General features: G+C 49.5%; 10 protein-coding genes. 7 read left to right on the forward strand and 3 right to left on the reverse strand.

Annotation, left to right across the window (positions count from 1 at the left end; translation table 11 throughout):
* Nucleotides 1-98: 98 nt before the first annotated feature.
* From H6G89_RS18050 to H6G89_RS18060, 3 genes are all read left to right on the forward strand, one after another.
* The gene (locus tag H6G89_RS18050; protein WP_190508869.1) at nt 99-3,857 is read left to right on the forward strand and encodes a PAS domain S-box protein; all 3,759 of its coding nucleotides are present in this window, start codon (nt 99-101) and stop codon (nt 3,855-3,857) included.
* A 140-nt stretch (nt 3,858-3,997) separates the two neighbouring features.
* On the forward strand, nt 3,998-4,666 hold the full coding sequence (locus H6G89_RS18055; RefSeq protein WP_190508871.1) for a GNAT family N-acetyltransferase: 669 nt from the start codon (nt 3,998-4,000) through the stop codon (nt 4,664-4,666).
* 196 nt (nt 4,667-4,862) lie between these two features.
* Nucleotides 4,863-5,909: a hypothetical protein gene (locus H6G89_RS18060; protein ID WP_190508873.1), complete on the forward strand. Its 1,047-nt coding sequence runs from the start codon at nt 4,863-4,865 to the stop codon at nt 5,907-5,909.
* A gap of 659 nt (nt 5,910-6,568) precedes the next feature.
* Here H6G89_RS18060 and H6G89_RS18065 read toward each other — a convergent pair.
* Nucleotides 6,569-8,431, reverse strand: a complete 1,863-nt coding sequence (locus H6G89_RS18065) for an iron uptake porin (protein WP_190508875.1) — start codon at nt 8,429-8,431, stop codon at nt 6,569-6,571.
* Nucleotides 8,432-8,768: 337 nt separating this feature from the next.
* Here H6G89_RS18065 and cysK point away from each other — a divergent pair, with 337 nt between their 5' ends.
* Nucleotides 8,769-9,758 carry a cysteine synthase A gene (gene cysK / locus H6G89_RS18070; protein WP_190508877.1) on the forward strand — a complete coding sequence of 330 codons (990 nt, stop codon included), beginning with the start codon at nt 8,769-8,771 and terminating at the stop codon, nt 9,756-9,758.
* Between the two features lie 17 nt (nt 9,759-9,775).
* Here the strand turns inward: cysK and H6G89_RS18075 are convergent, their stop codons facing one another.
* A complete protein-coding gene (locus tag H6G89_RS18075) occupies nt 9,776-10,762 on the reverse strand; it encodes a threo-3-hydroxy-L-aspartate ammonia-lyase (protein ID WP_190508879.1) in 987 nt (328 codons plus the stop codon).
* A gap of 393 nt (nt 10,763-11,155) precedes the next feature.
* On the opposite strand from H6G89_RS18075, the gene H6G89_RS18080 reads away from it, so the two are divergent.
* Together H6G89_RS18080 and H6G89_RS18085 are read left to right on the forward strand one after the other, a co-directional pair.
* Nucleotides 11,156-11,308 carry a hypothetical protein gene (locus tag H6G89_RS18080; protein WP_190508881.1) on the forward strand — a complete coding sequence of 51 codons (153 nt, stop codon included), beginning with the start codon at nt 11,156-11,158 and terminating at the stop codon, nt 11,306-11,308.
* Between the two features lie 280 nt (nt 11,309-11,588).
* Nucleotides 11,589-11,774, forward strand: a complete 186-nt coding sequence (locus H6G89_RS18085) for a hypothetical protein (RefSeq protein ID WP_190508883.1) — start codon at nt 11,589-11,591, stop codon at nt 11,772-11,774.
* A gap of 141 nt (nt 11,775-11,915) precedes the next feature.
* Here the strand turns inward: H6G89_RS18085 and H6G89_RS18090 are convergent, their stop codons facing one another.
* Nucleotides 11,916-13,448, reverse strand: coding sequence for a sensor histidine kinase (locus H6G89_RS18090; RefSeq protein ID WP_199336786.1), 1,533 nt, complete (start codon nt 13,446-13,448; stop codon nt 11,916-11,918).
* 1,804 nt (nt 13,449-15,252) lie between these two features.
* On the opposite strand from H6G89_RS18090, the gene hemC reads away from it, so the two are divergent.
* Nucleotides 15,253-16,212, forward strand: coding sequence for a hydroxymethylbilane synthase (gene hemC, locus H6G89_RS18095; RefSeq protein ID WP_190508887.1), 960 nt, complete (start codon nt 15,253-15,255; stop codon nt 16,210-16,212).
* Nucleotides 16,213-16,323: the final 111 nt, after the last annotated feature.

The following is a 16,323-nucleotide window of genomic DNA, read 5'->3' on the forward strand; positions in this document are numbered from 1 at the left end:
GACGTTACATTTGATGCGATAAATAAGCCAAGGCTCGACAGCATCACCCCATCGACAAAGGTAAAAAGGGAGTTGCATCCTTTGGAGTGTGGTCATTCATGGTTCTCAGTTCCGACCGATCTAACCTCCTGCGAGGAGTCGCCCAGGCTACCAGTCAACTTTTGACCAGCCGCGACTTTGACAGTGCCATTCACAATGCTCTAACAACGCTGGGGCAAGTGACACAGGTCGATCGCGTCTACATTTGCGATATTCATCCCCATCCTCTCACTGGAGAACCTGCATCCAGTCAGCGGTTTGAGTGGGTGCATGAGTCGGTTCCACCGTTGAGTGACAACCCCGACTTAGATGATTGGACATTTGATGTTGGCAGGTTTGTAGACTGGCTAGAGACGTTGCAGGCAGGGCAAGCGATCAGTTGCATCCTGCGGGAATTGTCGCCAGACGAGATAGACCATATGCCCGTTCAGGATGTCTATGCCATTCTGATTGTGCCAATTTTTGTCAACGACAGTCTGTGGGGCTTTATTGGCTTTGATGATTGCAAACGGGAACGGCAATGGTCAAAGGATGAAGAAGCTGTCTTGCAAACGATGGCAGCCAGTCTTGGGGGAGCGATCGCCCGTCAACAGGCTGAAATGGCTCTGCGTCAGAGTGAAGCGAAACTGCAACGGATCACCGCCAATATTCCCGGCATGATCTACCAGTTTCTCTTGAAGCCAGATGGAACGCGCCAGGTGTTGTTTGCCAGTTCGGGATGCCAGGAATTATTGGAACTGTCGCCAGAGTTTGTCCAGGCTGATTTTTGTCACCTCTCCCACCTGTGCCATCCCGACGATCGCGCCAATTTTGAACAATCCGTCAGGAATTCTAGCGTCACCATGCAACCCTGGAATTGGGAAGGGCGCATTATTACCGCTTCAGGGCAGGTAAAGTGGCTCCAGGGATTTTCGCGACCAGAGCGGTTGCCCGATGGCAGTCTTTTGTGGGATGGGGTACTGGTGGATATCACCGAGCGCAAGCGCGTGGAGGAAGCTTCTCGGCACAGTGAGTCGCGTTATCGTGCGATGCTGGATGCCACTCCAGATTTGATGTTTCGGCTCAGTCTCAATGGTCGCTATCTCGACTTTAAAGGTAGCCCTGAAACGGATATGCCGCGTGAGGCGATCGTCGGGCAATACCTCCACGATGTATTGCCGCCAGAGGTGGCGGAGTTGTCCTTGCAAACGATTCGTAAAACGCTGGAAACGGGAGAATTACAGATTTGCGAATATCAATTGCTGAATGACAAGGGCTTGCGAGATTATGAAGCCCGGTTGGTCGTCAGCGGCAAAGATGAAGTGCTGGCAATCGTGCGCGATGTCACCGATCGCAAACGGGTTGAGGCGGAGTTGCGTGCCAGCGAAGAACGACTACAAAGCTTTTTTGAGGCGACCTCTGAGGCGGTTATCATTCACGATTTCAACCAGATCCTGGATGTGAATCCTTCAGCAGAGGGGATGCTGGGCTACAGTTGCCAGGAGATGATTGGTATGCCTGTGCTCGATCTGGTGGCTCCGGATCATCGAGCGGCAGTGGTGAAAGAGTGGCGATCGCTCACCTCTCCCGATCAATCCTATGAGTATGAGAGCGTCGGACTTCGCAAGGATGGCTCGACCTTTATGGCTTCAGTCTGTGCCAAACCGTTGTCTTATCGGGGTCAACGAGTTCGAGTAGCGGGCATTCGAGACATCACCGAGCGCAAACAAGCGGAAGCCGCTATTCTACAAAGTGAGGCTCGCAACCGCGCCCTGGTAAATGCGATTCCCGACTTGATGTTTCTAATTCACCGGGATGGCACCTATCTCGATTGCAAAGTAGACGACGACAATACCTCACTGTTGCCTGCCCATGAACTGATTGGTCGAAACATCCGGGATGTCTTGCCATCGGATCTGGCCCAGCAACGCCTGTTCTACATTGAGCAAGCGTTGAAGACGGGGACGATGCAACGGTTTGAATATCAGTTGCAACTCAACGGACGCGATCGCGCCAGTTCGCTCTATCGCTCCATTAGCCCCAACCTGCCACCTGTTGCCGCAGATGAGCCAAATATCCGCGATTATGAGGCGCGAGTGGTCGTCAGCGGAGAGGATGAAGCACTGGCGATCGTGCGCGATATCACCGATCGCAAACGCTCTGAAGTGGCACTGCGAACCTCTGAAGAAAAGTTCTCAAAGGCGTTTCGCTCTAGCCCGAACCCGATGACGATCGCCACTTTACAAGAAGGTCGCTTTATCGAGGTCAATGACAGCTATGTCGAGACCTCTGGCTATTCACGGGAGGAGTCACTGGGGAGAACCTCTCGCGATTTGCAGATTTGGGTCAACCAGCGCGACCGCGAAACCGTCGTAAAACTTCTAACTGAGCATGGGTCGGTACGCGGGTTAGAGTTTCCCTTTCGGATCAAATCGGGCGACATTCGTGTTGGGCTATTCTCTGCCGAAATTATTCAAATCGGCGATGAGATGTGTCTGATCGATTCCATTATCGACATCACCGAACGCAAACGCTCTGAAGAACGCGATCGCCTCTTAGCCGAGATTGCCCTGCGGATTCGCCAATCTCTGAACTTGCAACAGATTTTCAACACCACCGTGGCGGAAGTGCGGCAGTTTTTGCAAGCCGATCGCGTGTTTATCGGTCAATTTGATGCCGCTGGCAACGGTCAAATTGTTTCTGAGTCGGGGAATCCTGCTTTTCCCTCGGTGTCCGATTGGGTGATTGACCAGACGGCCTACGAAGAGATGAAAACGGTCTATCAGCAAGGCAGTCTCATCATTAATGATGTCAATCAGATTGACCTCCCCCCGCGCGCAAAAACCGCCTTTGAACGCTATCAGACGCGCGCTACCTTGGGCATCCCCATCGTGTCTGAGGGGCGATTGTTTGGTGCATTAGTCGCGCACCAGTGCGAGGCTCCCCGTGAGTGGCATGCCTTTGAGGTGAACCTGATGGAACAGTTGGCAACCCAAGTGGCGATCGCGGTTCAACAGGCACAACTTTACAATCAGGTGCAAACTCTCAACGCCGGACTGGAACGCCAGGTTGCCGAACGCACCGCCCAGTTGCAGCAAAAAATGGAGGAACTGCAAGACCTCAATGACCTGAAGGACGAATTTCTCAATGCCTTCTCCCATGACCTCAAAACGCCCGTCATGGGTATCTCCTTGGTGCTCAAAAACCTGCTCAATCAAGCGGGTGATCCCATGCCGATTTCACGCTCCATTCTGGAACGGATGATGCATAGCAGCGATCATCAATTGCATTTGATCACCTCACTGTTGCAGGCTCATTCCAGTGAAACCAGGGGCGTGACACTGCACTATGAACTGGTGCAACTGAGCCTGCTGACTCAGGTGATTGTGGAAGATCTCGAACCCCTGATCGTCAAAAACCAAGCCACCTTTGACAATCAAGTGCCGCCTAACCTACCCCTGGTGAATGCCGATCCGGTGCAGTTGCGTCGTGTCTTTGAAAACCTGATTACCAACGCCCTACACCACAACCCTCCCGGCATTCACATCACCCTCAACGCAACCTTAGGGGAGGAAATGGTGCGCTTTACCCTCAATGACACTGGCATGGGGATGTCAAAAGAAGTGTGCGATCGCCTCTTCCAACGCTACACCCGTGGGCCGAAGTCGCGGCACTCTACAGGTATCGGCTTGGGCTTGTATCTCTGTCGTCAGATCATCACTGCCCACGGTGGCGAAATTGGGGTCTATAGCATTCCGGGCGAGGGTTCAACCTTCTGGCTGACGCTGCCACTGGCGATTCCCTCGGTGGCACAGCCCAATGCTGGGAATGGGGAGTAGAGAGTAGGGAATGGGGAAGGGAATAGGGGTACCCCATCACTCCCTCACCTCTCTACCCAGTTGTTATCCTCATTTGCCGAAATTGTGGTTCCTCTGGTGGATCAACTGGTAAAGCGTTAGCGATTACCCAGCAGACGTGTATGTTGAACGTTCACATTCGGCGATCGCAACCCAGTGATTTAGACAAGATTCTTGAAGTCCAAGCGACTGCCCTGAGAAAACTGTCAATCACCTACAATTCAACGCAGGTAGAGTCTCTGGTGCAGAGCCAAGCCAATGCTCGATCCGCCGGAGATGAGATTGGCGTGGTCGCTGAATATGAGGGAGAAATCATTGGATTCGCAGCAATTATGACATCGAAACCCAGCATCGCTGGCGTATACGTTGATCCGAAGCACATCCGGCAGGGAGTCGGAACCCAACTGCTAGAGGCGATCGAACAAATCGGCATGGGGCGGGGGGACAAAACATTTGACGTTATGTCGTCTCTAGCAACCGTGGATTTTTATCAAGCCAGAGGCTATCAAATCCTTTGGAAAACGGGCTTCTACTCGGAAGGGAAACACTGGATACGCTGCGTCAATCTAGAGAAAAAACTCACTGGAACGCCCAAGGTTAACGAGAAGCAACGGGTTGATGCCCCCAATCTTGAACGAGAGCGGCGGTTTGGCATCTCAACTCAACGGCGATCGAAGCAGTTCTATCCCGCAATGCATGTGATCAAAACCGTAGGGGCTTGGGTTTTCATCCTGGCACTCGCTGCTTTTCTGCTCTACGTTGTCCTTACGCTTATCAGTCGGTTGTTATAGCCATCAATAGCGTCAGTTCGGCAAAGTACCTGGTGCATGAATTCGCGGCTACTGGAGCCCAGTCTGCCTTCGCCTCCGCCCCACCGAATGTGGCTACGGCTATAAAATTTCATGAAAATTATCTGGTTTTTGTTTAACGCAATCGGTAGTACGGGCAAGGTAAACCCATAAACACCCTCCCCTGCTGGAGCCATGCATGAAGATTTTAGAGCAAACCCCTGATCGGTTAGTTCTGCGCCACCGCCCATTTGGATTCTGGACATTGGGTGGTCTTTTTGTGCTGGCAGGTTTCCTTCTAGCTTTATCTGGAAAAAACGTCACATTACAGTGCGATCGCCTCCAACCTCCTCAAGGCACTTGCAACCTCACCACCACTCAATGGTTCCAATCCTCCTCCCGTTCGCTTGCTCTGGAGACGGTTAACCGTGCAACGATATGGGCCAGCCGCATTCAAAAGGTTAATTATTACTCCCTCATCCTCCAAACCCCAACTGAGAACATCGCATTCGCTGGGTCGTCAAGCGATCGCACCCAGGTAGAGGCGATCGCGGCTCAAATTAATACCTTTCTTGAGAATCCTGGTCAGTCCACCCTGATGGTGCAACGGGATGAACGCCTCAACCGATTTCTCTTGGGAGCTTTGATGGGAGCCATAGGGGGTAGCATCCTCATGTTTGCTAACACAACAACCTGTGTGTTTGACAAGCAGCAGGGGACTGTCTGGCTCAATCACCAAAGCCTGGCAAGAACCAAAGCCATCACTCATCCTCTGGAGCAAATCGAGAGGGTTAGACTGTCAAAACACAAGGCTCGGAGTAAAGGTAAAACCACTTATCAATATCGCGTTGTGTTGGTGCTCAAGTCTTATGAGGTCTTGCCATTAACCTTGATCTATACTCCTCATCTCAAAAGTCAGGAACGCCTTCTAGAGGAAATTATGGCGTTTCTGGCAACGGTTCAACCCCAGGACTCATTAGTCGCAGATCTGATGAGCCATCTACCCAACCCCTCAGCCCTTAAAGAACAAAAGGCGATCGCTCAATTACAAGCGGTAGCAAAGCACCACCCCGATGATGCCGATGCCCACTATCGCCTGGGAATGGCACTATATCGCAACCAGCAACCACAGGCTGCTAGCGAAAGCTTGAATAGAGCAAAAGTTCTGTTTGCAGCTCAAAACAATTCTCAAAAAGTGATGGAAGTGCAAGAGGTGTTGTGGGATTTGCAGCTAGACGTTCCCTAAAGTAACGTGAATTCGGGATAAGGATTTCGGCGGTTAAAACCGCCGCTATCGCAGCAAAACCGACCTGCGTCAGTTCGTCAAACCTTGATTTTCCGGAGTCCGCATCGGCAAACTTCGCTCTAGTAGCCGCGAATTCATTCGCCGGGCTCTTAAACCAAACTGATACCGCTTTAAATGGTTTCCAGTGCAAATGCGGACGCTTGTAGGGGCGGGTTTAGCTGTTTACTAACGGCAAACCCAAGCACTTATCTGCAAAACCTGCCCCTACCGATATCTGTCTTGAACACCATTTGATTTGGTATGACGTTAAAGTAAAAGGGCTTGGTGTACCAAGCCCTTTTAGTAGTTATCGCTCTACACATCAGCGTTAGAGGATGTCTGAGAAGTTTTCGGTGGTTATAGCCGTAGCTGCCTTCGATGCGGCGGAGGTGAGTCAGAAAGCTTCCCCAGCATCCGGGGTTGAGCCATTGCCGTCGTTGCTAAAAGAGGGATGATTGTCTTGACATGGGCGTGAGTGAGACGCTCACACTCCCTTGAGGCAAATCGCTTAAGCCAATGCGAGCATCCTGCTCGCAACTCATTCATCCCCAAGATAGCAACGCCCCATTGCCTTTGGCTTGAGCTTCCTGACCAGAGCTATATATCCAGAACCTCAGGTTCTAGAAACTAAATTGCGTTCTCAAGTTGCCCACGTAAATCGTCGGATTGCTATCAAAGTTATTGGCATTACCAATCACATAGAAAGCAGGAACCAGAGCAATGTTGTCCGTTAAAGGATAGAAATAGGTGAGTTCAAACTCATACTGAACTCCACCGTCACCTCCTCCTGACACCAGGAATTCATGTCCATCCAACACAGAGAAAGGAATCATGTAGGATAACGTCAACTGTGACCCTTCCTTTAGAAAATCGAGGAACGCAATACCCGCTTGAACCGCTTGAGCATCGACGTCTCCGGGTTCAATATGGGTGATGCCATAGGTATAACGACCAAAGATACCAATTGTGGGAGTAATCAACCAGTCAAAGTTGGCACTAAAGGTATCTGCGGTTGCATCGTTTAGAGGTCCGCCAGCACCGTCGTCCAATAACCCATAAATTGGTTCTCCAGGCGCACCCCCAACCTGCCCAAACACAGCATTGAGGTTGGAGCGGTTATACAGCAACCTCAAATTGAAGTCGCTGCTGGGAGAAAATGTAACTTCAGCTGTGATGGTATTCGTTCCACCAAACAACCCTTCATCCGGGTTGGACGAGGTGTTAAACAAACCACTTGGCAAAAACTCATCACTTTCGCCCAAATACGCTACATTGAGTCGAAATTGCTCATTAATCTGCCAGAGCAGAGCCGCACCTGACCCCCGATCAATCGTGTTGAGCAAGGTACTGCCACCCGAATTAAAGCTGCTCGCTCCAGTTAAGAAGAAGGTGAAGCGATTGTTGTCAAAGTAGCGATACCAGTTGATCCGGGGACCAACCACCGCCTGCAAAGAATCGTTGATTGGAAACGAGTAGAAAAGCTCCCGGATAATTACATCGTTTGAGCCAATGTCTACCTGAGCCGTTTGATCGGTGAAAGGAACCCCAAAGGTGTTGTAAAGACCTGCGGACACAAAAGCGTTGGCAGGCGAATCTCCGTTGCCGACTGCCAGTTGAGTCACCAGGTTATCTTCTCCATTGAAGGATGTAGACAAGGTTAACCAGGTCAAATAGCTGAAGGTAATCTCTGGGTCATCCTCCACTGTCGCAACTAAGGGACGCCCAGTGACAGGATCACGCCCAGCAGGTCGGATGACTGGTGGAGCCGACAGATCGGAGGTTTCAACTAAAACGTCGCCATCTGCAAAAGCTCCAGTCAAGTTAAACCAGGTTAATCCACGCAACACAGTGGTTGTCGAAAACTGGTTAGCTTCCAACTCCGCAGTCCGTGCCTCCAGGGCATCAATGCGACCACGCAGGCTAGCTAGCTCAGCCGAAAATTCCTCCTGCAAGCGTTGGATGGTTTCTAGATCCTCAGCTGTTACGGCATCCGTTAGACCAGTGGAAATCAATTCATTAACCCGATCAAGGCAGGCGTTTAGACCCGCAGCAAACTCATAACGAGTCAGGGTGCGATCGCCCCGATAGGTGCCATCAGGGTATCCGGCAATACAACCATACCGCTCAACCAGGCTTTGGAGAGCCTGAAACGCCCAATCCGTCGGCTCAACATCAGACAACTGAGAAACAGACGTGACTTGTGCGATGTCTGCCTCTTCAACCGCTTCCAGAGGATCAGCCACACTCAAAGTCTCTACAGGCTCAATTGAGGCAACGTTAGCAATCTCGTCAACCGTAGCACCAACGGCTTGAGAACCCTCCAATGATGATTGGATTGGCTCAGATATGACATTTAGCTCAACTGCCGCAACTACAGAGGTATCGTTCGTTACTTCTTCGGCAAAAGCCGGAGCCACATTCATCGAATGCAAAACGGCCACTGCTGAGCTAATCAACAGGAAATACCACGAATACTTATGCATTTCTCCTCACACCAAACGTTAAAACGATCACACGTAGCTAGACCGTATCAAAGCCAATTGAGCAAATATGTGATCTGGACTACATAGAGAAGAAATGTACGGAGAATCTCATGGGGATCAGATACAAGCAAGACTCAGTATCGTGAGTGACAGTTTTACAGAGAATAATGTGTGCATGATGCGCAACTAAGTGCAACCAACGCAGTTCTTAAATCCTTATTAACTCCTTATTGCCCATCGGATTACCGTACTATACTGAAGTAAGTAGAGGTTCTGGGGAACGCGGATTCAGAGGGTATTACAGATCCTGTCTCCCCCACAGTAAGGAGTTTCAGTTATGCGAATTGCAGATGATATTACAGGATTAATCGGCAGAACGCCCCTGGTGCGGTTAAATCGAATTCCCCAGGCGGAAGGGGCTGTGGCGCAAGTTGTCGCCAAACTAGAGGGCATGAATCCTGCCGCTTCGGTCAAAGATCGAATTGGGGTCAGCATGGTGCAGGTTGCAGAAGATGCTGGGTTAATCTCTCCCGGTAAAACGATTTTGGTTGAACCAACCTCTGGCAACACAGGTATCGCTCTAGCCATGGTTGCCGCAGCAAAGGGGTACCAACTGATTTTGACGATGCCTGAAACCATGAGCTTAGAGCGGCGAGCCATGTTGAAGGCATATGGGGCACAGCTAGAGCTGACACCCGGTTCTCAGGGTATGAAAGGTGCATTGGCAAGAGCGACCGAAATTGTGAATGAGTTGCCCAATGCCTACATGTTGCAGCAGTTTGCTAATCCGGCCAACCCTAAAATTCACCGCGAAACCACTGCGGAAGAACTGTGGGAAGACACGGATGGTCAGATTGATATTCTGATCTCTGGAGTTGGCACGGGTGGCACGATTACGGGCATTGCAGAGATGCTGAAACAGCGGAAACCCGATTTCAAGGCGATCGCCGTTGAACCCAAAGAAAGCCCCGTGCTATCGGGTGGTGCCCCCGGTCCTCACAAGATTCAGGGCATCGGTGCGGGTTTTGTTCCCCAGGTTTTGAGAACTGACCTGATTGATGAGGTGATCCAGGTGAGCAGTGAGGAGGCGATCGCCTATAGCCGTCGTCTGGCACGCGAAGAAGGCTTGCTATCAGGGATTTCGGCAGGCGCGGCATTGTTTGCTGCGATCGAAGTCGCAAAACGTCCCGAAAATGCTGGTAAGTTGGTCGTCTTTGTACAACCCAGCTTTGGCGAACGCTACCTCAGCACAGTGCTATTCCAGGATTTGCCAGCCGTGGAAGTTGCTCATTTTAACGGCGATCGCGTCGCTGCAACCGTCAATTGATGCCCTCCTCCGGTCAATCAAACAAAAAATTGGCTTAATCTCCGCAAATCCACATTCCCCCCGGTAATCACAATCCCAACACGAGAACCTGGGGGAGGGGTAACAATTTTCTCTAACAAAGCGGTGGTTGCCAATGCTCCGGTGGGTTCCACGACGAGCTTGAGGCGTTCCCACAGGAAAGCCATTGTTCGTAGCAAAGCCTCATCCGAGACAGTCACAATGTCATCGACGTAATGCAATACCAGCGGAAACGTGAGCTTCCCTAACGACGGAGTTCTAGCTCCATCGGCGATCGTCTCTGGATTATGGATAGTGTGTAGGGTTTTCGTGTGGAACGACTGCGCTGCATCATCTGCTGCCGCAGGTTCTACTCCAATGATCTGGCAATTGGGAGAGAGGGTACGGGTGGCGATCGCACACCCCGACAGCAACCCCCCTCCACCACAGCAAACAAAGAGAAAATCGAGTTCTCCCACTTCATCAATCAGCTCTTTTGCCGTGGTGCCCTGTCCAGCAACCACATGGGGGTGGTCATAAGGGGGAATGATGGTCAAGCCTCGTTCCTGGGAAAGTTGTTGACACAGTTCTTCTCGCCTTGACTCCGCCCGGTCATACAAAATCACGTCTGCGCCATAGCCTCGCGTTGCTTCCTGCTTGACCAAAGGAGCATCCCGTGGCATGACGATGGTAGTGGGAATGCCTAACACCTGACCAGCCAACGCGATTCCCTGAGCATGGTTGCCAGAGGAATAGGTGATCACCCCCTGTTGTTTTTGCTCCGGTGTGAGTTGAGAAAGCGCATTGTAAGCTCCCCGAAACTTAAACGATCCAGTCCGTTGAAAGTTTTCGCATTTAAAGAAAACCTGACACTGGGTGCGATCGCTCACAGTGCGAGAGGTCATCACAGGCGTACGATTTGCCACACCTGACAGGCGATTAGCAGCGGCAGCAACATCTGCGTAACTAACAGAATGGGCAATTTCGGGGGGTAGAGTGCTCGTCATGGGAGTGGAGAATAGGAGTGGAGGTAACAGGTAAAAATAGTAATGGTTGAGGATTCGGGTAGATTCAGGATTTTGTGTAAAGACAGGCTTTGCCTTCGCTCTACCCCCACCCACAATTAAAGTGCGGAGTAGTCACATAAAGTCTGCTAAAGCAAACTAGGAGAGGGTTTTAGTTCATTTCAATAGACTTCATAGCTTTGGTCAAAAAGCTTAAGGCAAAGGCAATGGCTCAAACCCGGATGCTGGGAAAGCTTCCTGGCTTGCCTCCGCCCGATTGAATGTGGCTATGGCTACATAAACCAGACCACTTTGAGAATGCTCAACAAGAAACCGAGGATCTAAACCACTGACTACTAACCATTAACTATTGACTATATAACTAGAGCCTGACGAATGAATTCGCGGCTATCAGAGCTAAGTCCGCCGACGCAGACTCCGGAAGATGCAGGTTTTGACGAACCGGCACAAGGTTGGTTTTGTTCCAATAGTGGCGGTTTTAACTGCCTAAATCCTTATCCCAAATTTACGTTGACGATTAACCATTGACTATTGACTACTGACCACTGATTACTGACTATTGACTATTGACTATTGACCACTGACCACTGACTATTGACCACTGACCACTGACTATTGACTATTGACTACTGACCACTGACCACTGACCACTGACTATTGACTATTGACCACTGACTATTGACCACTGACCACTGACTACTGACCACTGACCACTGACCACCTTCCGCTACAAATGTAGCTTACGTTAGAGGTTAACTTCATTTCAGAGATCTACTGTGGGGGTCGTCAACCCAACCCCATGAGAACCATGCTCAATAATCCCGTCATCAAAGGTTTATTTGTATTTCTAGCCATATTGTTTGTCATTGCCCCATTCGCAGGGCTAGTGCCACTGATGCTGTTGTTGCTGTTTGCTGGGGTATTTTACGCGATCGCTTCTATTTTTAATGTTCCTACGCACGACGAAGAATCAGAACCACACTCCAACCCCTAACCAAAGCTCTCGTCCTACACTAAGTACAACTCGTCGTAAATAGGGGTGGGAATTTGGGGTGCAGGGGTGGAACCCCTGGCTAGGGGCGCAGCCCCCACACCCCCTTGTTTTATTTCCGAACCCTATCTGTAAATAGCAGTACTAAGCGGATGGCATCGGAGACGACTCACGATGAAGCGGTAGAGTCACTGTAAAGGTTGTCCCGATCCCTTCTTGGCTCGTAAAGGTGATATGTCCTTGATGGTGCAGGACACACTCCCGCACGATCGCCAACCCTAACCCTGTCCCTCGAATCGTGCTAACGTTGCTGGCACGATGAAACAACTCAAACAGCCGTGGCTGGTCATCTGGAGGAATGCCAATTCCCTCATCCTGAATCACAAAGGTTGCATTGTACTCATCACACCGCAAATTAAACGTCACCTTACTTTTTAGCGGCGAGTATTTGATGGCGTTGGAGAGCAAATTGGTTAAAATCGAACGCAGCAGTTTGGGATCAACCTCTGCCTCGGTGCAGTCTCCCTCAATCGTAAAGGCGATCGCATAATTACTACCCACTCCCATTTGCATCTCTTCGACAATCTCATAGCAAAACTGCTTGAGATCAAGCGCAATAGGGTTAAACTCCAGTCGTCCTGCCTCAGCGGTGCCAATCGTCAAAACATCCTCTAACAATTGAGTCATGTTTTGCACCGCCATCTGGCTCCGCTGAAAATACTCTCGTTTCTTAGATTCACTCACAACATCGTGATAGCGTTCCAACAACTCCAGCGATGTCCGAATCACCGTCAACGGGGTGCGTAGCTCGTGAGACACCATAGAGACAAAGCGAGATTTCAACTCATTTAATTCTCGCTCCTCCTGAAGTGCCAGTTGCATCTCGTACTCTGCCTGTTTGCCCTGACGAATCATGTGTTCGCGAGTGCGGATGCTATCTACCATCGTTTCAAATACTTGAGCCAACGTATGCATCTCATCGGGGAAAGGAGTTTTCGTCAACGACGACAAGTCCAAACTATAAGCTCCATCTCCAATGCGTTCGGCAGATTCCGTTAACTCAGTCAGCTGCCGTGTCAGGATTCCAGACAAAAGGTAGATCAAGATAAACAGAACTGCATAAGCAATGGCGAATGAAATAAGCACGAGGCTACGAATCTCAGCCTGCACTTGACGTACATAATCTGCTTGAATATCTAATCCCAAAATGGCTACGATTTCGCCGCGATCGTTCTTCAAAGGCGCAAATGCTGATAGCCACGTACCCCATTGATCAGTGTAAATTTTAGGCGTTTCGACAATCCCCCCCGTCCGTAAGACTTGCCGAGTGACTGGGCTAGGAACATCTGCCTGCAAAAAGCGAGCCGCTTTAGAAGGGTCATACACTGACCACAAATCGACTAAATAAACAATTTCTAATTGATCCGGCTTAACGGCAGGTTCTCCAATTCGGCGGTTTTCACTGGCTGGACCTACCGCATAGGAGTAAAGCCAAACTCGCGGTTCAACCGAATGAACGGTTTGAAACCAGCGCAACTGGTTGTTATACCGATAGTCACTAGAAAAACCAGCCGCACTGCGTTCACCCTCTGCATAGAGGGTCATCAATTCTTCAACATCCACCCCAGCCGCTGCACCAGCCAACGTTGTTCTCATATCGGCTTTGAGCCGCGCCATGGTTTTGGTGGTTGCAAAAGTATAAAACCAATAGAAAGCACCCGCAAAAACAACACTAAATACAATACTAAAACCGATTAGTAACTTGGTTCTTAAGCTAATAGGTTGACTGTATTTTTTGCGCTGCTTTGAGGCTACTGGTCGCTCTACTGGGCTTGGGGGCTGCTGCAATTTGACCTCATCAAAGGCGTAAAAAAGTATTGAAGTATCGCTGCCAAGGGATAGTCTACTTGCATCTTAAACGAAAGCCACTGCTTCTATCAGCGCAATGCAAAGCAGCTACCCAACCGGGTAATCGCCCATTAAGAAGGTGACTCAGCATCACTCCTACTGTTCCCTACTGTTCTCTTCAGCTAAAACCGAGAACATCCTGATACTTTTATAACAACAGCAAGATTGCTTGGGGCAGGGTGTGAAGCTGGAAGCTTTGATAGGGAGAGCTTTTACACCCTTTTCTAAAATCTCTTATGTGGATTACAAACAGGCATAACCCGTCTAAGCACAAAGTAGTGCAAAGCTGAGCTTGGCACCAGTCTATACACCATGCTTTTGTGAGATAAGGAGCTTAAACCCCTTGCTCGCCATACCTGCAACGATGACCGTCCAAATTAAGCCTGTACACTAATTTTTGTTGCACAAGCAAAATGAGAATGCTTGAAAGAGGGTAGAACAGGGCTTTGCTCCTAGCTGAGGGTGACGCTGCACCCCTGAGCATCTAATCAATTTCTGTACTGCAATTATTTCTTTGAAAATCTGAGTTCGGGATTGAGTTCGGGATAAGGATCTTGGCGATTAAAACCGCAGCTACAAGAACAAAACCGACCTGCGTCAGTTCAGCAAACCTTGATTTTTCGTAGTCTGCGCAGGCGGACTTAGCTCCTATAGCCGCGAATTGATTCTCCAGGTGTTTAACCCGAATTGACGTTTTGAAGGTATAGCTTTGGTCAGCCAGTTTAGGACAAAGGCAATGGGTCAAACACTGATTCTGGGGAGCTTTCCGACTCGCTTCCGCCTCGTGAATGTGACTACGGCTATATCAGGCAACCACACAACACGCTGTAATACGGGGCTATTAACGGTTGTGGGCAGCAGAATCAAAAACCTAATACCTAGATGCTCTACGGCATGGAGTGTTTATAAAACTCAATCTATCGCAACAAACTGGGTAAACCAGTTGGGGCATAACAATAGATTGACGCTAGGCACAATATTGAACATCCATCTCTAACATTTATAGGGGTTATGCTATGCAAACCCGTCTCACCCATTCCACCAACACCTGTCTTGTTAAGGGTAGTTAATTACAATCTGAATAAATCGCTGGATCGCAAGGTGGATTTTTACTTTGAAAGTCAACCAATACCTTTGAATTGATTGAGGTATTCATTAAAGAGGTCAGAAGCAGGACGATTGCAAGAATAATTTCCATAACTCTATGGGAGATTTAAGGTAACTGCACCTGCCTAACATCATGTCTGATAGTGACTCCATTCGCGATCCGAGCATTTAACTATTCTTTTTATGATGAATGTATGAGCCTCGTAAATTTACGGGATCTTAAGGTTGTTTTTTAAATGCGTAAGAATTGTGTCGAGACTTTAGGATGCATGAATAGCAAGGAGCAGAGCCTGGAGACACTGGGTTTAACTCGGCATCTGCTAGCTTCAGACAAGACCTCTTGTTACAAGTTTTGTATTCTTCCATAAAGCAATTTTTAAGGTTACACACTGCGGTAAGCTTGAATGAGTGGCTAATCGCCTGTTGGTTTAACATCTCACCGTATTTCTAAATATCGCTTCACAAAATGGTTGCAAGTCTCCCTCGCACGATTCGGATTGGTTCCCGCAAAAGTCAACTGGCCCTGGTTCAAACACATTGGGTGCAGGAGCAGTTGCAAAAGGCATTTCCCAATCGGGTATTTGATGTCCACACCATGAGCACGCATGGTGACAAGATTTTAGACGTGGCACTTGCCAAGATTGGTGACAAGGGGCTGTTCACCAAAGAGTTAGAAATTGGCATGACCAATGGCGATATTGATTTTGCAGTTCACTCGCTCAAAGATCTGCCAACTCGCTTGCCCGAAGGGTTGGTTTTGGGTTGCGTGACTGAGCGCGAAAATCCAGCCGATGCTCTGGTGGTTCATGCCAAGCATCAAGATAAACAGCTTGATACCCTCCCAGAGGGAGCCGTGATTGGAACTTCTTCGCTGCGGCGATTGGCTCAACTGCGTCACTATTATCCTCACTTGACCTTTAAAGATGTGCGGGGCAACCTCAATACCCGACTTCAGAAGTTGGATGCGGGGGAATATGATGCTCTGATTTTGGCGTTTGCTGGATTGCATCGGTTAGGGATGGGCGATCGCATTCACCAGGTGATTCCACCAGAGGTGTCACTGCACGCGGTTGGTCAGGGTGCGTTAGGGATTGAATGTCGCGCTGATGATACCGAAATCTTGACCCTGCTGAAGGAACTGGAGCATTTGCCCACAGCGCAACGGTGCTACGCTGAGCGGTCTTTCTTGCGCGAGTTGGAGGGGGGCTGTCAGGTGCCAATTGGAGTCAACACCGAGTTAGACGGAGATAATCTGACTTTGACAGGTTTGGTTGCCAGCTTAGATGGACAACGGTTGATCAAAGACAGTGTGACTGGCGCAGCGGATCAAGCCGAGCAACTTGGTATTGATCTGGCAAATCGACTGAAGCAACAGGGCGCACAGGAAATTTTGGATGAAATTTTTGCCACGATTCAGCGGAGCTAATCGCTGAGCGAGTGACATCCATTCATCTTTGTAGGGGGTTTGGCAGTGCTGAACCCCTTATTTTGATTTGAGTTACGAAAAGGTTACAAAAAGTTGATAGGGTTTTAGATA

The organism is Oscillatoria sp. FACHB-1407, assembly GCF_014697545.1.
Lineage (GTDB): Bacteria > Cyanobacteriota > Cyanobacteriia > Elainellales > Elainellaceae > FACHB-1407.

Coding starts and splice junctions, on each gene's coding strand:
- H6G89_RS18050 (WP_190508869.1), top strand. CDS start 99: ATGGTTCTCAGTTCCGACCGATCTAACCTCCTGCGAGGAGTCGCCCAG.
- H6G89_RS18055 (WP_190508871.1), top strand. CDS start 3,998: ATGTTGAACGTTCACATTCGGCGATCGCAACCCAGTGATTTAGACAAG.
- H6G89_RS18060 (WP_190508873.1), top strand. CDS start 4,863: ATGAAGATTTTAGAGCAAACCCCTGATCGGTTAGTTCTGCGCCACCGC.
- H6G89_RS18065 (WP_190508875.1), bottom strand. CDS start 8,431: ATGCATAAGTATTCGTGGTATTTCCTGTTGATTAGCTCAGCAGTGGCC.
- cysK (WP_190508877.1), top strand. CDS start 8,769: ATGCGAATTGCAGATGATATTACAGGATTAATCGGCAGAACGCCCCTG.
- H6G89_RS18075 (WP_190508879.1), bottom strand. CDS start 10,762: ATGACGAGCACTCTACCCCCCGAAATTGCCCATTCTGTTAGTTACGCA.
- H6G89_RS18080 (WP_190508881.1), top strand. CDS start 11,156: ATGAATTCGCGGCTATCAGAGCTAAGTCCGCCGACGCAGACTCCGGAA.
- H6G89_RS18085 (WP_190508883.1), top strand. CDS start 11,589: ATGCTCAATAATCCCGTCATCAAAGGTTTATTTGTATTTCTAGCCATA.
- H6G89_RS18090 (WP_199336786.1), bottom strand. CDS start 13,448: ATGGCGCGGCTCAAAGCCGATATGAGAACAACGTTGGCTGGTGCAGCG.
- hemC (WP_190508887.1), top strand. CDS start 15,253: ATGGTTGCAAGTCTCCCTCGCACGATTCGGATTGGTTCCCGCAAAAGT.